Origin of the sequence: Rhodococcus sp. EPR-134 (genome assembly GCF_001647205.1) — a bacterium.
Lineage (GTDB): Bacteria > Actinomycetota > Actinomycetes > Mycobacteriales > Mycobacteriaceae > Rhodococcus_F > Rhodococcus_F qingshengii.
Map to the genome: position 1 here is coordinate 1 of NZ_LVCT01000351.1, position 16,378 is coordinate 16,378.

Sequence of the window (16,378 nt, forward strand, 5' to 3'; positions counted from 1 at the left end):
TCACCGCTGACCTCCTGCTACGGAGAGGAACTCGGCTACGACGTCACGTGCATCATCCAGCTCGACGTCACCGCCGTTGGTTATCACGTCGAGATCGCCGAGCGCGGCCGACGGCACCTTCCCGGCAAGACCGGCCAGGTAGGAATTCGCCACCAGCAGTGACCGGTACCCATTACCGTGTCGGATGCCGTGGTCCGCAAGATCGAAAAGCAGCGTCGCCATGACGGCACGAGCCAACTCGTCGGCATACTTTGCGCTGGCGGCCTGGGCGGCATCGTCAGATCCGGAGATCAGACGATCTCCTTCCTCTACCAGTTCCTCCCAGCGCCGCAACAGAACTCCGGCACCGGCCTCGCAGTCCGGTCCGACGGTGGACAGGATGTCCGTCATCGCTCCCGCGACGGTGCGGTGCGAGCCGAACTTGCGCAGGCACCGAAGTACGTCCAGCGCAATGACATTGCTCGACCCTTCCCAGATCGAGCCCAAGTGGGCATCCCGCACTAGTCGCGCGTTGGCCCATTCCTCGATGTAGCCGTTTCCTCCGCGCACCTCCATGGCCTCGCCGGTGACCACCCGCGCGCGTTTGCAGACAAAGTGTTTGGCGATCGGTGTCAGTACCCTGATCAGTGCGCGCGCCTGTTCGTCGCCGCCGTCTGCTGCCTGAAGACACTGTGCGCTGTACGCGACCAGGGCCAGCGAAGCCTCGGCATCGAGTGCAAGGGGAAGAAGTGTCGCCCGCATCAGCGGCTGGTCGAAGAGCCTCTTACCGAACACGACTCGGCTCTTCGAATGTTCGACGGCTTCACGGACTGCTCGGCGCATGAGAGCGCTCGAACGCATCGCATTGGAGAGGCGAGACGTGTTGACCATCTCCGCCATCTGGCGGAACCCTCGATCGAGTTCACCGACCTGGAGTGCGTGCGCGCGGTTCAGCGTCACCTCGCCGCTCGGCATTGAACGCGTACCCAGCTTGTCTTTGAGACGATCGATCGTGAGGTTGTTGAGCTCGCCGGATCCTAAGGTCTTGGGCACCATGAACATTCCGACTCCACGCGTCGAACCATCCTGTCCGCCCGGGAATCTCGCGAGGGTGATGATCACATCGGCATCCGGGTTGGAGGCGAACCACTTCTTGCCCGTCAGAACCCATCCGTCACCGTCGCGCTCGGCGCGTGTTTCGGTGCAGGCGATGTCGGTGCCTGCCTGAATCTCGGTCATGAACATCGCACCCGTCTTCGCCTGCTCGGGGTCCGTCGACGTCAACGCGTCGATCCAGGGCGAGAACACGGCCGGATCACCGAACATACGCAGGGTCCGCGCAGCAGCATCTGTCATCGACACCGGGCAGGCCAGCCCGAACTCTGCCTGCACGAAGATGTACGACGCGAGGTACTTCGCGAGTGGCGGATGCACGGAGTCCCATCCGTGCAACCCTTTTCGGTGCGACATGGCGGACAGGCCGTACTCGTTGTACGCCGCCCGGCACAGTTCCAGGTAGGCCGGGTGATAGGAAATCCGGTCGACGCGGTCACCGGCCTTGTCGAATTGCTGCAGCACCGGCGGGTTCTTGTCTGCGATGTCGGCAAGCTCGGACAAACGGCCGGCTGCATCTCGGCCCAGTCGGTCGAGCAATCCGTTCAACGTCTCTCGGTCCGCCCCGGCGGTCCATCTGTCCACTACCGCTGTCAGAGCGGGGTCGGTGTGTGCAAAGTTCATCAGTGGTCAACGCCTTTCAGGGTGGAAGCATCGGTCATGTTCGAGGAGCTCGTCGACTCCAGCCCTTGCCCGTGCAGCGCACTCCTGCGCAACAATGCAGTCATACAGACAAGGGAGAGAACGACATACACGAGCCCTAGAGCTACGACCGGCCAGATCGAGTTGGTTCGCGTCAGCAGATACTGGCTGACCATCGGGGCCGTTCCGGCAAAAATGGCGGTCGACAATTGGTACGACAGAGAGATGCCGGTATACCGAACATTGGTGGGGAAAACCTGCGCCAGGATGCCGGCCAACGCGGCGTAATACATTGCGTGAGGCGCCGTCGCGAGGACCATACCCAGAATCGCCAAGGGCACGGAGCCCGTCTGAACCAGCACGAACATCAGTGGTAGGAGCACGATCTCCGGAAGCAGCATCCAACGGACCGCTTTCGACGGATCGATCCGCGTGGCCAGCACAGCGCCGAAAGGCTGTACGAGCGCCTGGGCTACCAGTGCCACGGTGATCACGAGGAGGAAGTCACTACGCTCGAAGCCGAGATCCGTTGTCGCCCAAGAGAGCGCAAAGGTTGTCTTGACGTACGTGATGGCAACACCGGCAACCACAGCGCCGACGCCGAGGGCAAGTTCGACGGGATGCGACCGCAACACTTCGACCAGCGGCATCCGTGTACGCTCCTGTGCCGCAACAGCCTTCTTCATCTCGGGTGTCTCGGAGATGTGCAGACGGATGTAGAGAGCGACGATCACCAAAGCTGCGGATCCGAGGAACGGCAGACGCCAACCCCACGACTCGAACACGGAATCCGACATCAACGTCAGGCCGAGGAAGGCCAGCGTCGCGAGCAGGTTGCCGACCGGTGAACCCTGCTGCGCAAACGCACCGTAGAGCACCTTTTTCTTCGGGGGAGCGAACTCGGTGGCGATCAATACGGCGCCACCCCATTCGCCGCCCATGGCAATGCCCTGGAGAACACGCAGTGCCACAAGCAGTATCGGTGCCCAGATCCCGATCTGGGAGTACGTAGGGAGGAGGCCGACACCGACAGTTCCCAACCCCATGAGCGCGAGGGTGATGATCACGGCGTTCTTGCGACCGAACTTGTCTCCGAAATGACCGAACACCACTCCGCCGACCGGACGCGCCACGAATCCCACGGCAAAAGTCGCGAAGGCTGCGAGTGTTCCCACCGCCGGCGACGCATCAGGGAAGAACAGCGGGCCGAGCACCAAGGCGGATGCGGTTCCGTAGATGTAGAAGTCGAACCACTCGATAGTCGTTCCGACAAACGCCGTGATTCCGGCCTTGCGTGCCTGTTTGGTGTTGTATTCAGGCGGATTGGTGTCTTGACCTGGGTGTTGATCCACGGTTCTCCCTGATTCTCGCGTCGGGCATCACCAAGGGATGCAATGTGAGGCGTGAATCACTATCGTCCGAAATCCATGTAGAGTCCAAGACTTAGTTCGACTTATTTATGTGGGAGAACCACATAATGAAACCCGGGAGGAGCGACGTGGAACTGCGTCAACTGCGCGCGTTTCTCGCAGTCGCCGACGAACTTCATTTCGGCCGGGCCGCCGAGCGACTCCACATTGGGCAGTCCCCGCTCAGTCAGACCATTCGAGCGCTCGAGCGTGAACTGGGCACCGACCTGTTCGTCCGGACCACCAGATCAGTGCAACTGACCGCAGCCGGCGAAGCCTTGGTCACGCCCGCACGGATCATCGAAGCGCAGATCGCCGTGGTACGAGAAATCGCATCGGCCGCGTCGACTGGCGAGACGGGCCGTGTCACAGTGGGTTTCGGCGGAACAGGCGGCTACACCGTCCTGTCGGCCCTCACACGGTCCTTGGCCGACTCCCATCCGGGAATCGAACTGGAACTACGGCCGCAGATGTACTCGGGTGAGGTGCTCGACGCTCTCCGACGCGGAGCACTGGACATGGGCATAGTCGGCCTGCCCATTCCGCGCGGATTCGAGACTCACACTGTGCGGGAGGAAACCTTGATGGTCGCGGTTCCGGCCAGGCATCACCTCGGTACGCATGACTCGGTGTCACCGGAAGACCTGGCAACCGAACGATTCGTGATGTATCCCGCCGAGCACGGCTCGGTGGTGCGCGATGCAACGTTGTCCGTTTGCGCCACAGCAGGTTTCACGCCCACCATCGCACACGAAGCCCCCGATCCGTACAGCCTGTTGGCCATGGTCGGAGCGGGGGTCGGGATCGCCGTCGTCGTGGAGTCGACGGCGCATCTGTCCATGGACGGGGTCGTGTACCTGCCGATCGCCGGGGCCACGCCCACGCTGAAAATCGCGATGGCATGGCGACCCAACAATCCGACGCCGGCAGTACACACCGTCACCAGGGTACTGAGGGAGCAGCCTTAGGCTCTCGCGAGAATTCCGGCGAAATCTGTTCCCACAGGCAGAGTTCCGTACTCGTGACCACGGTCGGCGCCGAGGCGAGCGGCAATGAACGCATCGGACGAGGCGGCCGGGGAGTGGCGCACCATGAGCGAAGCCTGCAGTGCCAACGCCATAGCCTCGACGACGGTCCGAGCGCGGAGTTGAGCGTCGGCAGGTGCCATCGTGGCGAGCTCACCGAGTTGGCGTCGCACCCGATCGAGGTGCTGATCGAGGACCGGGTTGTTGCCGCGGGCGAGGTTGATCTCGTGGTCGAAGGCGGCAACGGAGTCGGGTTCACGGGTCATCGCGCGCAGGACGTCGAGCGCGATGACGTTGCCCGACCCCTCCCACACGGCCATGACGGGCTGCTCACGGTAGCGACGGGCAAGCGGGAAGTCCTCGGTGTAACCGTTGCCGCCCAGGCACTCGAGGGCTTCGTAGGAGTGGTGCGGGCCGCGCTTGCAGATCCAGTACTTCGCAACAGCCGTCGCGAGTCGGCGGAACGCCTTTTCCTGCTCATTCGCGTCCTCGTCCTGCGCACGAGCCAATCGCAGTGCGGTGATGGTCGCGGCTTCGGATTCGAGAGCCAGATCGGCAAGCACCGAGGTCATCGCCGGCTGATCTGCCAGGACGGCACCGAAAGCGCTGCGGTGCCGTGCGTGCCACACCGCTTCGGCGACCGACTGACGCATACCTGCCGTGCTGCCGAGGATGCAGTCGAGTCGCGTCTGGGACACCATTTCGATGATGGTCCGCACGCCACGTCCCGGTTCGCCGATCATGGTGCCGACGGTGCCGTCGAGCTCGATCTCGGACGACGCGTTGGACTTGTTGCCCAGCTTGTTCTTCAGACGCTGGATGCGGAAGACGTTGCGTGTGCCGTCGGGCAGGATGCGGGGGAGAAGGAAGCAGGAAAGTCCCTCGCCGGCAGCACCTTCGGCCTGAGCGAGAACCAGGAAGGCGTCGGACATCGGCGCGGAGCAGAACCACTTGTGTCCGGTGAGGAGGTAGTCCGCACCCGGGCCGCCACGTCCGGCCGGCTTGGCGATGGTCGTGTTGGCTCGCACGTCGGAGCCACCCTGCTTTTCCGTCATCGACATTCCGAAGATCGCGGATGCCTTTCCGGGAGCATCCAACTCGGGGGTGTAACTCCGAGAAAGGGCACGCGGGGTCCAGATGGCGGCTACATCGGGTTGCAGCTCGAGCGAGGGGATCACAGCGTGCGTCATGGAGATCGGGCACGCGTGGCCCGGTTCGACCTGGGAGAAGAGCATGAATGCCGCGGCCCGAGCCACGTTGGCACCCGGCTTCGGGTCAGCCCAGGCAGAGGTGTGAGCACCGTGCGCAACGGCGGCAGAGATGATCCGGTGATACGACGGATGGTATTCGACCTCGTCGATGCGGTTTCCCCAGCGATCGAAGGTCTTCAATTCGGGGATCACCGTGTTGGCCAGCTCGGCGTCGTGCTGGAACCCGGCACTGCCGACCAGTTCACCGATATCGGTGAGTTCACTGGTGGCCCAATCGGCGTCGTGACGCGCGACGCCTTCGGCCAGGACCGTATCGAGCAGGAACTCGTTGACGTCCGTGCGCGGTACCGACTGGTTGAGCACTGCATGGGTGCGATGCGGAGCCGGGTGGGTGACGGTCTTCTCGGAAATATCAGTCATGACAGGCCTTTCAGCTCGCTGCGCGGATGAGGTGCTTCTGGATCTTGCCGGTCGGTGTACGCGGAAGAATCGTCGCGAACACCACTTCACGCGGAATCTTGTAGCGCGCCAACTTGTCCGAGAGGTAGTCCTTGATGTCGTCGGCGCTGATGACATCCGGTTCACGCCAGACGACGTGCGCGACGACGGTCTCGCCCCATTCTTCGTTGGGTTTTCCGACAACGGCGACGTCGACGACGTCCGGGTGGCCGGAAATCACGTCCTCGACCTCCTTGGAGTAGACGTTCTCGCCGCCCGTGATGATCATGTCCTTCGCGCGGTCGACGATGAAGAGGTAACCGTCCGCATCCTTGCGCGCCAGATCGCCGGTGCGATACCAACCGCCGTCGGCAAAAGCAGCCTTCGTGGCAGCGGGGTCGTCGAGGTACCCCTGCATGACGGTGTCGGCGCGCAGCCAGATCTCACCGATCTGATCGGGCTCCGCGTCGGTGCCGTCATCGGCAACCAGGCGCAGGTCGACGCCGGCCAGCGCGACGCGGCCGATCGAGCCCGCCTTGCTCAACTGCTCTTCGGGGTACAGCACGGTGCCCACTGGCCCGGTCTCGGTCATGCCGTAGACCTGTCGGAATTCGGTGGTGCCGTACGACTCCACCAGTCGCCGAGCGACATCCGCGCCGATCGGTCCCCCGCCGTACAACCACGCACGAACGCTTCCGAGGTTGTAGTCGGCAAAGTTCGGCACGAGGTTGAGTGCAGTGGTGTAGATGACCGGCGGGCCGAAGCAGAGGGTAATGCGTTGTTCCTGAACTGTTTCCAGGAATTTGACGGGATGGTACTCGCGCAGCAGCACGACGGTTCCGCCCATGTAGAGCGTGGACATGAACCAGTTGTTGAGCGGGGAAGCGTGCCAGATCGGGACGGCCATGAGCAGTCGCTCGTCCCGAGTCGTCGACACGGCGAGGGCCGCGGTGACGGCAACACCGACGACGTTGCGGTGGCTGTGGACGCAGCCCTTGGGCGAGCCGGTAGTCCCCGAGGTGTAGAGGATTTCGGCCGGATCGTTCTCGTCGATGTCGATACCGTCAACGCCGTCCTGGCGGGTGATGGCGTCGTCGAAGAAGTCGAAACCGTCTGCGACAGAGTCCGTGCTGATCAGCTTGGCCGTTGTCTCCAGTCGACCGACAACCGGCGCCAACTCACCGTCGAAGACGCACACCGACACCTTCGCGTGTCCCAGCACGTAGGCAACTTCCGGAGTCTGCATCTTGTGGTTGATGGGGACCACGACGGCGCCCAAGCGCCAGGCACCGAGCATCGCGTACACGAATCCCGGAGTGTTGTAACACATCAGCGCGACGCGGTCGCCCGGCTGCACGCCCAGCGACTGCAAATAGCCTGCGGCGCGTCGACTTCCGTCCTGAACCTGGGAGTACGTGTGATCGTGACCGTCGAATATCAGGAAGGGTTTGTCCGGGGTCTTGGTGACGTTGCTGTCGAATACGCGAACGATATTCATCGAAGTCCTTGTCGGAGAATCACGCTCGAAGAGAGTTCATTCCATCGAGCTGTTGAGTACGGCGTCGGGTATCTGGAGGGTGGCGAAGATGACGGCAACCGCCTCCTCGAGGGAGTAGCCGAAGCTCTCGCCGGTGGCAGTCTTCTGGATGACGAGGCCGAAGATCGCAGACCAGAAGGCCTTGGACTCGACGTCGATGCCCGCGCGCAGCTGCCAGCCGGTGCGGATCAAGGTACGGAGGAGGGCGGTTTCGCCCGAGGAGTGCAGAGTGCGAAGCGTTTCGGAGATCAGGTCGCGGAGTTCACCACGACGACCCGTCATCATCATCGCTTCCACGAAGAGTTCGACGCTGGGAGCGCCCGAGCCCAGGAGGGATCCGACCAGCTTCTCGGTGTAATCGCCGACCGTGTCGGCGTCGGCGGCATCGACCTCGGCACGCTTGCCTGCGCGCAGAACGGCCGCGCACGCCACCTCGACGAAGAGCTTTTCTTTGGAGCCGTAGTAGTAGGTCACCTGGTTGGGATGGGCGCCGGCGGCCGTGCAGATCTGCGCGATGGAGACGCTGTCGCCGTGCTCGAGGAACAGCTCGGTTGCGGCGTTGAACAGCGCCATGCGCGTCTGCTTGCCCGACTCACGCGTCGCGCGCGCTGCGGGAACTGCCTCGGTGGCCATCACGAACTCCTACTTGTTTGTACGACAAACAATAACTCGGCGTTGTTTGTATGGCAAACAATTTCTTCCCGACGCGATGACATGTCGACTTCTATCGACATGTCTGATGTGCGGGATTACTCTCTGAACATCGAGCACCCGAGAACTTCGGCTTTTCTGCGAGGAGGCGCCCTGCAATGCTCGCGCGATCCGGCTTCTCCCTGCCCACACGCACGACTCTCACGGGCGACTGGGCAGATTTGTTGCGCGAGCATTTTGTCGCGCTCGACGTATCCGATATCGGAGACGGCGATCGATTCAGCGGGGCCGTCCACTCGGCCCAACTCGCACACGTTCGGGTATCCGCAGTTCAATCGATGGAACAACGAATAGTCCGTAGCAACAGCCTCATCAAAAGCGACGGCGCGGACTATCTGCGGATCGGGATGATCCGCCGCGGTAGCGCGGTAGTGCGCCAAGACGACCGCGAATGCGTCCTGCGACGTGGCGACTACGTCCTGTACGACACCACGCGCCCCTTCGATTGGCAGATCGAGGGACACGCACACGACGGCATCTGGGGACTCGAGGTGTTCACCTGGCCACGGTCGTACCTGTCGCTCAGCGACGCGGAGGTCACGAGCCTGACCGCCATCGCCTTAGACGGACACGCGGGCCTGAGTGGCCTGCTTGGTCGCTTTCTTCACGATCTTGCCTCCGTCCGCATGACGTCCGACGCAAGCGGAGACGAAGAGGAAGTCGTCAACGAGATCGGCAACCTGGTCAAGTCCGTTCTTCACACAACTGCGCGACCGATCACCTCGCGGCGAACCAGCCTCTACGAATCCGCCCTGTCGGTCATAGACGCCCGCATCGCAGACCCGGCCCTGTCTCCGGTGGACATCGCGGGATCGGTCAAAGTCTCCATTCGGCAGTTGCACCGAGCCTTCGCCGAACACGGCACGACGGTGTCACGGTCGATTCGCAGCCGTCGACTCGACGGTTGCCGTCGTGAGATCGTGCAACGACACGGAGTAGAGCGGTCGCTGACCCAGATTTCTCACCGCTGGGGATTCACCGACCTGGCCGCCTTCAGTCGAGCCTTCAAGGCGGAATTCGGGATCAGCCCGCGGCGGTACCGGTCGCAAGCAGCGGCCCCCACAAGTACTACCCGCTGATCTGTAACATCTTCGGACACTTACCCATTGAACATGGTGTTCAAAATTTTCTGTCGCCGAAGCGTATCCACAATTCTTGGCACGGTAGGCCAAGCATCGGGCGCTGACGGCCAAGTTTGCTCGGCTGAGCGGGCGTAGATTTTCGGCACGGCGTTGCCAAGTGCCAGGCACCCGATTCGACCACCTACATCACAGGGAGCACTCATGGAATCTGCAATCGGCGAACACCTTCAATGCCCGCGCACTCTGACCAGGCGGGTCCCGGATACCTATACGCCACCGTTTCCCATGTGGGTCGGGCGCGCAGACGACACATTGCACCAGGTCGTGATGGGCTATCTCGGCGTGCAGTTCCGCGGCGAGGATCAGCGCCCGGCAGCACTGCGGGCGATGCGGGATATCGTCGCCGGCTTCGACTTGCCGGACGGACCGGCACACCACGATCTCACCCATCACATCGACAACCAGGGCTACGAGAACCTGATCGTGGTCGGTTACTGGAAAGATGTTTCTTCCCAACATCGTTGGAGCACATCACCTCCAGTGTCCTCCTGGTGGGAGTCCGAAGACCGCCTGTCGGACGGATTGGGGTTCTTCCGCGAGATCGTGGCACCGAGAGCCGAACAATTCGAAACGCTCTACGCGTTCCAAGACGACCTCCCCGGGGTGGGAGCTGTCATGGACGGTGTCAGCGGCGAAATCAACGAGCACGGCTACTGGGGTTCGATGCGCGAGCGGTTTCCGATCTCCCAAACCGACTGGATGCAGGCCTCGGGCGAACTGCGGGTCGTCGCCGGTGACCCCGCCGTAGGTGGACGCGTAGTAGTGCGGGGACACGACAACATCGCACTGATCAGGTCCGGGCAGGACTGGGCCGACGCGGAAGCAGACGAGCGCAGCCTCTACCTGGACGAAATCCTGCCCACTCTTCAATCGGGCATGGACTTCCTCCGCGACAACGGCCCGGCCGTCGGGTGCTACAGCAACCGATTCGTACGCAATATCGACATCGACGGAAACTTCCTCGACTTGAGCTACAACATCGGCCACTGGGCCTCCCTCGACCAACTCGAACGGTGGTCGGAATCCCACCCGACCCATCTACGGATCTTCACGACGTTCTTCCGGGTGGCCGAGGGCCTGTCGAAATTGCGTCTCTACCATGAGGTCTCGGTATTCGATGCCGCCGATCAGCTCTACGAGTACATCAATTGCCATCCCGGGACCGGAATGCTGCGCGACGCGGTGATCACCGCCGAGCACTGACCGAAGTCGCCGGCAATCTTCGGCCACATTCTTTCCCTCGGAGGCAACTCGAGATATGTTGACGGGTGTCGACATATCTCAGTAGAGACCATCGAGGAAGCGTGGACAGCAGACAGTGACTACTCAACGAAACGAAGAGTTGGCGTTTGCTGTGCTGGCCGACCAAGTGCGTCGACAGATTCTCGACACGCTGGCTACACACGGCGAGTGCAACGCGGGCTTCATCAGCGATCAAATTTCGACGGTCGGTCGCACCACGGTATCCACACATCTCAAGGCGCTGCGGTTGTCCGGCGTGATCGTCGAACGGCGTCAAGGACGTCATCGCCTGTTCTCGATAGATCCATCGGGGCCCGCCAACGATGCACTCCAGTTCCTGCGCGACGTCCTCGGGCGAGCGCTGGAAGCAGGTTCGAACGCCTCCGAGTTGCCGGCCACTGCGACTGAGGATTCAGACGTCGCATCGGTGCGTCGCCGAGCGTGAGGCCTTGTTGAGCCCCAGCACCTATTTCAGGCAGGAAGTAGAACGTGCCAGGTCTCTCTGTAACGGCACAGATCGTGACGACCGACCCACCAGGGTCAGCCTTCGAGCGCCTCGAAACGGGGCACCTGCTCGAACTCGAATGTGAGCAACTGACGGTCGGGGCCGCTGCCGCCATCTCCCTTCCCGTCGGCGACGGCGCACGCGCAGAGCCAGCCGGAATGCCGATCACGCTGTTGGGATACGTCGCCGGCGTGAAGCGGGGCCGATCGGTCGTGATCGTGCACCACCAACCGTGGCGCGGCCGCCTGACGATCCGGTTCTTTCCCGACGGCGCCGGGACCCGGATCGTTCTCGAGTCCAGCCTCGATCAGGACGGCATTTCCTGGCTTGCCAACAAGCGCGGATTCGCTCCACCCGAACCTCCGCGTTCCGACCGACATCGGATCGGGCTGCTGGTCAGCAAATCCGGCCCGGCAGCTGTATTCGCCCAGGCGACAGAAACACTCGCATCCCTGGCCGTGGAAGAAATCAATGCCGACGGCGGCATCGGCGGCGTTCTCGTCGACTTGGTGACAGGCGATGACGCTTCCGACCCGGCGGCCGGAGCGGCGACCGCACTGCGATTGGTGAAAAGCGGATGTCGCGCCGTTTTCGCGTGCGTGACATCGTCGACCTTCAATGCCGCTGCATCTGCATTGCAGAACACCGGTGTGCTGTTGGTGCACACAGTTCTCAACGAGGGAGGTCGATCGCGTCCGGGAGTCCTTCGATTGGGTGAGCGCCCACTCGACCAGACGCGAGCGGGTATACCCGCAATGATGTCCGAGACCGGTTCTCGCACTTGGTTCCTGGTCGGCCAGCAGTATTCGTGGTCGTTCGGAGCGCATTGGGCGGCCCGGCGTGTGATCGCCGAATCCACAGGTTCGGTGGCCGGCGAAGTCTACGTACCGTTGGGGACAACCGACTTCTCACGCATCATCGAGTCGATAGCCGACTCCGGGGCCGAACTGATTCTTTCCACCCTGGTGGGCCATGACGAGGTCTTCTTCGAACGACAATGCGCCCAGCACGGACTGCGGGCCACCACGCGGACGTTTGCATTGGTCCTCGACGAGGCCACTCAGCAGCTCATCGGCAATTCCGATGCCGACGGAGTCTGGGCGGCATTCGGCTACTTTCAATCCGCAGCCGGCGATCACGACCTCGAAAAGCGATACAGCGCGAGCTCGAACGAACTCCTGCCTCCGCTCAGTTCCCTGTCGGAGACAACGTACGAAGCGATCGTCGCTTACGCACGCGCCGTCGAACGAACGTCGGCAGGCGATCCGGAAACAGTACTTCGGCAGCTTGTCACGACATCGAAAAGCTCTACGAACAACGGTGTTCCACTGCATCGACCGATTCTGCTCGCTGAATCACGCCGTGGGCGCCTGTACCCCCGCTCTCTCTGAGCGCGCGTAACCCGAACTTAACGAGTCAATATGTCGATACCTATTGACGCAATTATGGATCCGGCCCTAGTCTGAAAGACAAGTGAAGCCGATCACATCAGGAGCACACTTCTCATGGCGACAATCCGACCTGACGACAATGCAATAGACACCGCCGCAAGGCATTACGGCATCACTCTCGACCAATCAGCCCGGCTCGAGTGGCCGGCACTGATCGACGGAGCACTGGGCTCCTACGACGTCGTCGACCAGTTGTACGCCGACGAGGCAACCCCGCCGACCACGTCACGTGAGCACACGGTGCCAACAGCGAGCGAAAATCCTTTGAGCGCTTGGTATGTGACCACAAGCATCCCGCCGACGTCGGACGGCGTCCTGACCGGCCGACGCGTGGCGATCAAGGACAACGTGACCGTGGCCGGAGTTCCGATGATGAACGGGTCTCGGACAGTAGAGGGGTTCACTCCGTCTCGCGACGCGACTGTGGTCACTCGACTACTGGCGGCCGGTGCAACCGTCGCGGGCAAAGCTGTGTGTGAGGACCTGTGTTTCTCCGGTTCGAGCTTCACACCGGCAAGCGGACCGGTCCGCAATCCATGGGACCCACAGCGTGAAGCAGGTGGATCATCGGGTGGCAGTGCGGCTCTCGTCGCAAACGGTGACGTCGATTTTGCCATCGGCGGGGATCAGGGCGGATCGATCCGGATCCCAGCGGCATTCTGCGGCGTCGTCGGACACAAGCCGACGTTCGGGCTCGTCCCGTATACCGGGGCATTTCCCATCGAGCGAACAATCGACCATCTCGGCCCGATCACACGCACGGTCCACGATGCCGCACTGATGCTCTCGGTCATCGCCGGTCGCGACGGTAACGACCCACGCCAAGCCGACAGCGTCGAAGCAGGTGACTATCTGTCCACCCTCGACTCCGATGTGGATGGTCTGCGAATCGGGATCGTTCGAGAAGGTTTCGGGCACGCGGTCTCACAGCCCGAGGTCGACGACGCAGTCCGCGCAGCGGCACACAGTCTGTCCGAAATCGGTTGCACGGTAGAGGAAGTAAACATCCCGTGGCACCTACATGCTTTCCACATCTGGAACGTGATCGCCACGGACGGTGGTGCCTACCAGATGTTGGACGGCAACGGATACGGCATGAACGCCGAAGGTTTGTACGATCCGGAACTGATGGCACACTTTGCTTCTCGACGCCTTCAGCACGCCGACGCTCTGTCCGAAACCGTCAAACTGGTGGCTCTGACCGGCCACCACGGCATCACCACCCTCGGCGGCGCGAGCTACGGCAAAGCCCGGAACCTCGTACCGCTCGCCCGCGCCGCCTACGACACTGCCTTGAGACAATTCGACGTCCTGGTGATGCCCACACTGCCCTACGTCGCATCCGAATTGCCGGCGAACGACGTGAATCGTGCAACCTTCATCACGAAGGCTCTCGGGATGATCGCCAACACAGCACCGTTCGACGTGACCGGACACCCGTCCCTGTCCGTTCCCGCCGGCCTGGTGAACGGGCTTCCGGTCGGAATGATGATCACCGGCAAGACCTTCGACGATGCGACGGTCCTCCGGGTCGGGCGCGCATTCGAAAAGCTTCGCGGCGCGTTTCCGACGCCTGCCGACCACATCTCCGACTCTGCACCACAACTCAGCCTCACCTAGTTCTGTATCCGCACTTGCACAACAAATTCCACCGATTCACACATGATCAGCCCGCATAGAAAAGGTGAACCAGATGTCAGTAACGATCGACCACACAACGGAGAACGCCGCACCGGCCCAGGCGCCGGTCTCCGATCGCGCGTGGGCCCTGTTCCGCGCACTCGACGGTAAGGGATTGGTACCCGACGGTTACGTCGAGGGATGGAAGAAGACCTTCGAGGAGGACTTCAGTCCAAGGCGCGGAGCGGAATTGGTCGCGCGGGCTTGGACCGACCCCGATTTCCGGCAACTGCTTCTCACCGACGGTACCGCCGCGGTTGCCCAGTACGGATATCTTGGCCCCCAGGGCGAATACATCGTGGCAGTCGAAGACACCCCGACCCTCAAGAACGTGATCGTGTGCTCGCTGTGTTCATGCACCGCGTGGCCCATTCTCGGCCTGCCCCCTACCTGGTACAAGAGTTTCGAATACCGTGCGCGAGTGGTGCGTGAGCCACGGAAGGTTCTCTCCGAGATGGGAACCGAGATCGCGTCGGACGTCGAGATCCGCGTCTACGACACCACCGCCGAAACTCGCTACATGGTTCTCCCGCAACGTCCCGCAGGCACCGAAGGCTGGAGCCAGGAACAGCTTCAAGAGATCGTCACCAAGGACTGCCTGATCGGCGTCGCAGTCCCGCAGGTCCCCACCGTCTGATCACCCCGACAAGAAAGAAGCACACCATGGATGGAGTACACGATCTTGCCGGAGTTCAAGGCTTCGGCAAAGTCCCGCATACCGTCAACGCCGACATCGGCCCCACCTTCCACGCCGAGTGGGAACACCTGCCGTACAGCCTGATGTTCGCCGGTGTCGCCGAACTCGGGGCATTCAGCGTCGACGAAGTTCGATACGTCGTCGAGCGGATGGAACCACGCCACTACATGATGACCCCGTACTACGAGAGGTACGTCATCGGCGTCGCGACACTGATGGTCGAAAAGGGAATCCTGACGCAGGAAGAACTCGAAAGCCTTGCAGGGGGACCGTTCCCACTGTCGCGGCCCAGCGAATCCGAAGGGCGGCCGGCACCCGTCGAGACGACCACCTTCGAAATCGGTCAGCGAGTACGCGTGCGCGACGAGTACGTTCCGGGGCATATTCGAATGCCTGCGTACTGCCGCGGACGAGTGGGAACCATCTCTCATCGGACTACCGAGAAGTGGCCGTTTCCCGACGCAATCGGCCACGGGCGCAACGACGCCGGCGAAGAACCGACGTACCACGTGAAGTTCGCCGCCGAGGAATTGTTCGGTAGCGACACCGACGGCGGCAGCGTCGTAGTCGACCTTTTCGAGGGTTACCTCGAGCCTGCGGCCTGATCGTCCAACATTCCGGGCGGCGGTCACGCGATCACAGCGTTTCGCGTGACCGCCGCCTGATCACAGCAATTCTCTCATTCGGAAGGACACTGGAAATCATGGTCGACACACGACTTCCGGTCACGGTGCTGTCAGGTTTCCTGGGCGCCGGGAAGACGACACTACTCAACGAGATCCTGCGAAATCGAGAGGGTCGGCGGGTCGCGGTGATCGTCAACGACATGAGCGAAATCAACATCGACAGTGCAGAAGTCGAGCGTGAGATCTCGCTCAGTCGCTCCGAGGAGAAACTGGTCGAGATGACCAACGGCTGCATCTGCTGCACTCTGCGAGAGGATCTTCTCTCCGAGATCAGTGCCTTGGCCGCCGATGGCCGATTCGACTACCTACTCATCGAATCTTCGGGCATCTCCGAACCGCTGCCTGTCGCAGAGACGTTCACATTCATCGATACCGACGGCCACGCCCTCGCCGACGTCGCCCGACTCGACACCATGGTCACCGTCGTCGACGGCCACAGTTTTCTGCGCGACTACACGGCTGGGGGCCGCGTCGAAGCCGATGCCCCGGAAGACGCACGAGACATCGCGGATCTGCTTGTCGATCAGATCGAATTTGCCGACGTCATCCTGGTGAGCAAGGCCGATCTCGTCTCGCACCAGCACCTGGTCGAATTGACCGCAGTCCTGCGCTCTTTGAACGCATCCGCTGCGATAGTTCCGATGACGCTCGGTCGCATCCCACTCGACACGATTCTCGACACCGGTTTGTTCTCGCTCGAAAAGGCTGCACAGGCCCCCGGATGGTTACAAGAACTCCAAGGTGAACACATCCCCGAAACCGAAGAGTACGGAATCAGTTCGGTGGTGTACCGCGAGCGCGCACCCTTCCACCCCCAACGGCTGCATGATTTCCTCAGCAGCGAGTGGACCAACGGAAAGTTACTTCGGGCCAAGGGCTACTACTGGAATGCCGGCCGGTTCACCGAGAT

The 16,378-nt window shown here is 62.0% G+C and carries 14 protein-coding genes; 9 read left to right on the top strand and 5 right to left on the bottom strand.

Annotated elements, in window-relative coordinates; genetic code table 11:
• Together A2J01_RS15640 and A2J01_RS15645 are read right to left on the bottom strand one after the other, a co-directional pair.
• A complete protein-coding gene (locus A2J01_RS15640) occupies positions 1–1,716 on the bottom strand; it encodes an acyl-CoA dehydrogenase family protein (RefSeq protein ID WP_064113063.1) in 1,716 nt (571 codons plus the stop codon).
• A complete protein-coding gene (locus A2J01_RS15645) occupies positions 1,716–3,086 on the bottom strand; it encodes an MFS transporter (RefSeq protein WP_064075479.1) in 1,371 nt (456 codons plus the stop codon). The genes A2J01_RS15640 and A2J01_RS15645 overlap by 1 nt, the downstream gene beginning before the upstream one ends.
• 146 nt (positions 3,087–3,232) lie before the next feature.
• Between A2J01_RS15645 and A2J01_RS15650 the strand changes: the two genes are divergently transcribed.
• Positions 3,233–4,111 (top strand): LysR family transcriptional regulator, encoded by an 879-nt coding sequence (locus A2J01_RS15650; RefSeq protein WP_030537644.1) that lies wholly within the window; start codon positions 3,233–3,235, stop codon positions 4,109–4,111.
• Here A2J01_RS15650 and A2J01_RS15655 read toward each other — a convergent pair.
• Genes A2J01_RS15655 through A2J01_RS15665 form a run of 3 tightly spaced genes read right to left on the bottom strand, consistent with a single transcriptional unit; the run spans position 4,108 to position 7,987 of the window.
• A complete protein-coding gene (locus A2J01_RS15655; RefSeq protein WP_064113064.1) occupies positions 4,108–5,799 on the bottom strand; it encodes an acyl-CoA dehydrogenase family protein in 1,692 nt (563 codons plus the stop codon). The two genes, A2J01_RS15650 and A2J01_RS15655, sit on opposite strands and share 4 nt — an antisense overlap.
• 10 nt (positions 5,800–5,809) lie before the next feature.
• Positions 5,810–7,315, bottom strand: coding sequence for a class I adenylate-forming enzyme family protein (locus tag A2J01_RS15660; RefSeq protein WP_030537646.1), 1,506 nt, complete (start codon positions 7,313–7,315; stop codon positions 5,810–5,812).
• A gap of 36 nt (positions 7,316–7,351) precedes the next feature.
• Entirely contained in the window at positions 7,352–7,987 is a 636-nt protein-coding gene (locus tag A2J01_RS15665; RefSeq protein ID WP_030537647.1) for a TetR/AcrR family transcriptional regulator C-terminal domain-containing protein, read from the bottom strand.
• A gap of 176 nt (positions 7,988–8,163) precedes the next feature.
• On the opposite strand from A2J01_RS15665, the gene A2J01_RS15670 reads away from it, so the two are divergent.
• The 8 genes from A2J01_RS15670 to A2J01_RS15705 all read left to right on the top strand — a co-directional run.
• Positions 8,164–9,144, top strand: a complete 981-nt coding sequence (locus A2J01_RS15670) for a helix-turn-helix domain-containing protein (protein ID WP_064113065.1) — start codon at positions 8,164–8,166, stop codon at positions 9,142–9,144.
• A 204-nt stretch (positions 9,145–9,348) separates the two neighbouring features.
• Complete coding sequence (gene oxdA / locus A2J01_RS15675) at positions 9,349–10,410, top strand: aliphatic aldoxime dehydratase (RefSeq protein ID WP_007735242.1); 1,062 nt, start codon at positions 9,349–9,351, stop codon at positions 10,408–10,410.
• Positions 10,411–10,525: 115 nt separating this feature from the next.
• Positions 10,526–10,894, top strand: a complete 369-nt coding sequence (locus A2J01_RS15680) for an ArsR/SmtB family transcription factor (protein ID WP_007735244.1) — start codon at positions 10,526–10,528, stop codon at positions 10,892–10,894.
• A gap of 44 nt (positions 10,895–10,938) precedes the next feature.
• Positions 10,939–12,345, top strand: a complete 1,407-nt coding sequence (locus A2J01_RS15685; RefSeq protein ID WP_064113066.1) for a substrate-binding protein — start codon at positions 10,939–10,941, stop codon at positions 12,343–12,345.
• A 114-nt stretch (positions 12,346–12,459) separates the two neighbouring features.
• On the top strand, positions 12,460–14,025 hold the full coding sequence (locus tag A2J01_RS15690) for an amidase (RefSeq protein WP_007735248.1): 1,566 nt from the start codon (positions 12,460–12,462) through the stop codon (positions 14,023–14,025).
• 73 nt (positions 14,026–14,098) lie between these two features.
• The gene (nthA, locus tag A2J01_RS15695; protein WP_003946052.1) at positions 14,099–14,722 is read left to right on the top strand and encodes a nitrile hydratase subunit alpha; all 624 of its coding nucleotides are present in this window, start codon (positions 14,099–14,101) and stop codon (positions 14,720–14,722) included.
• A gap of 26 nt (positions 14,723–14,748) precedes the next feature.
• Entirely contained in the window at positions 14,749–15,387 is a 639-nt protein-coding gene (gene nthB, locus A2J01_RS15700; RefSeq protein WP_007735254.1) for a nitrile hydratase subunit beta, read from the top strand.
• A 98-nt stretch (positions 15,388–15,485) separates the two neighbouring features.
• Positions 15,486–16,378 (top strand): GTP-binding protein (locus A2J01_RS15705; RefSeq protein WP_064113067.1); only part of this gene is annotated, 893 nt, incomplete at its 3' end.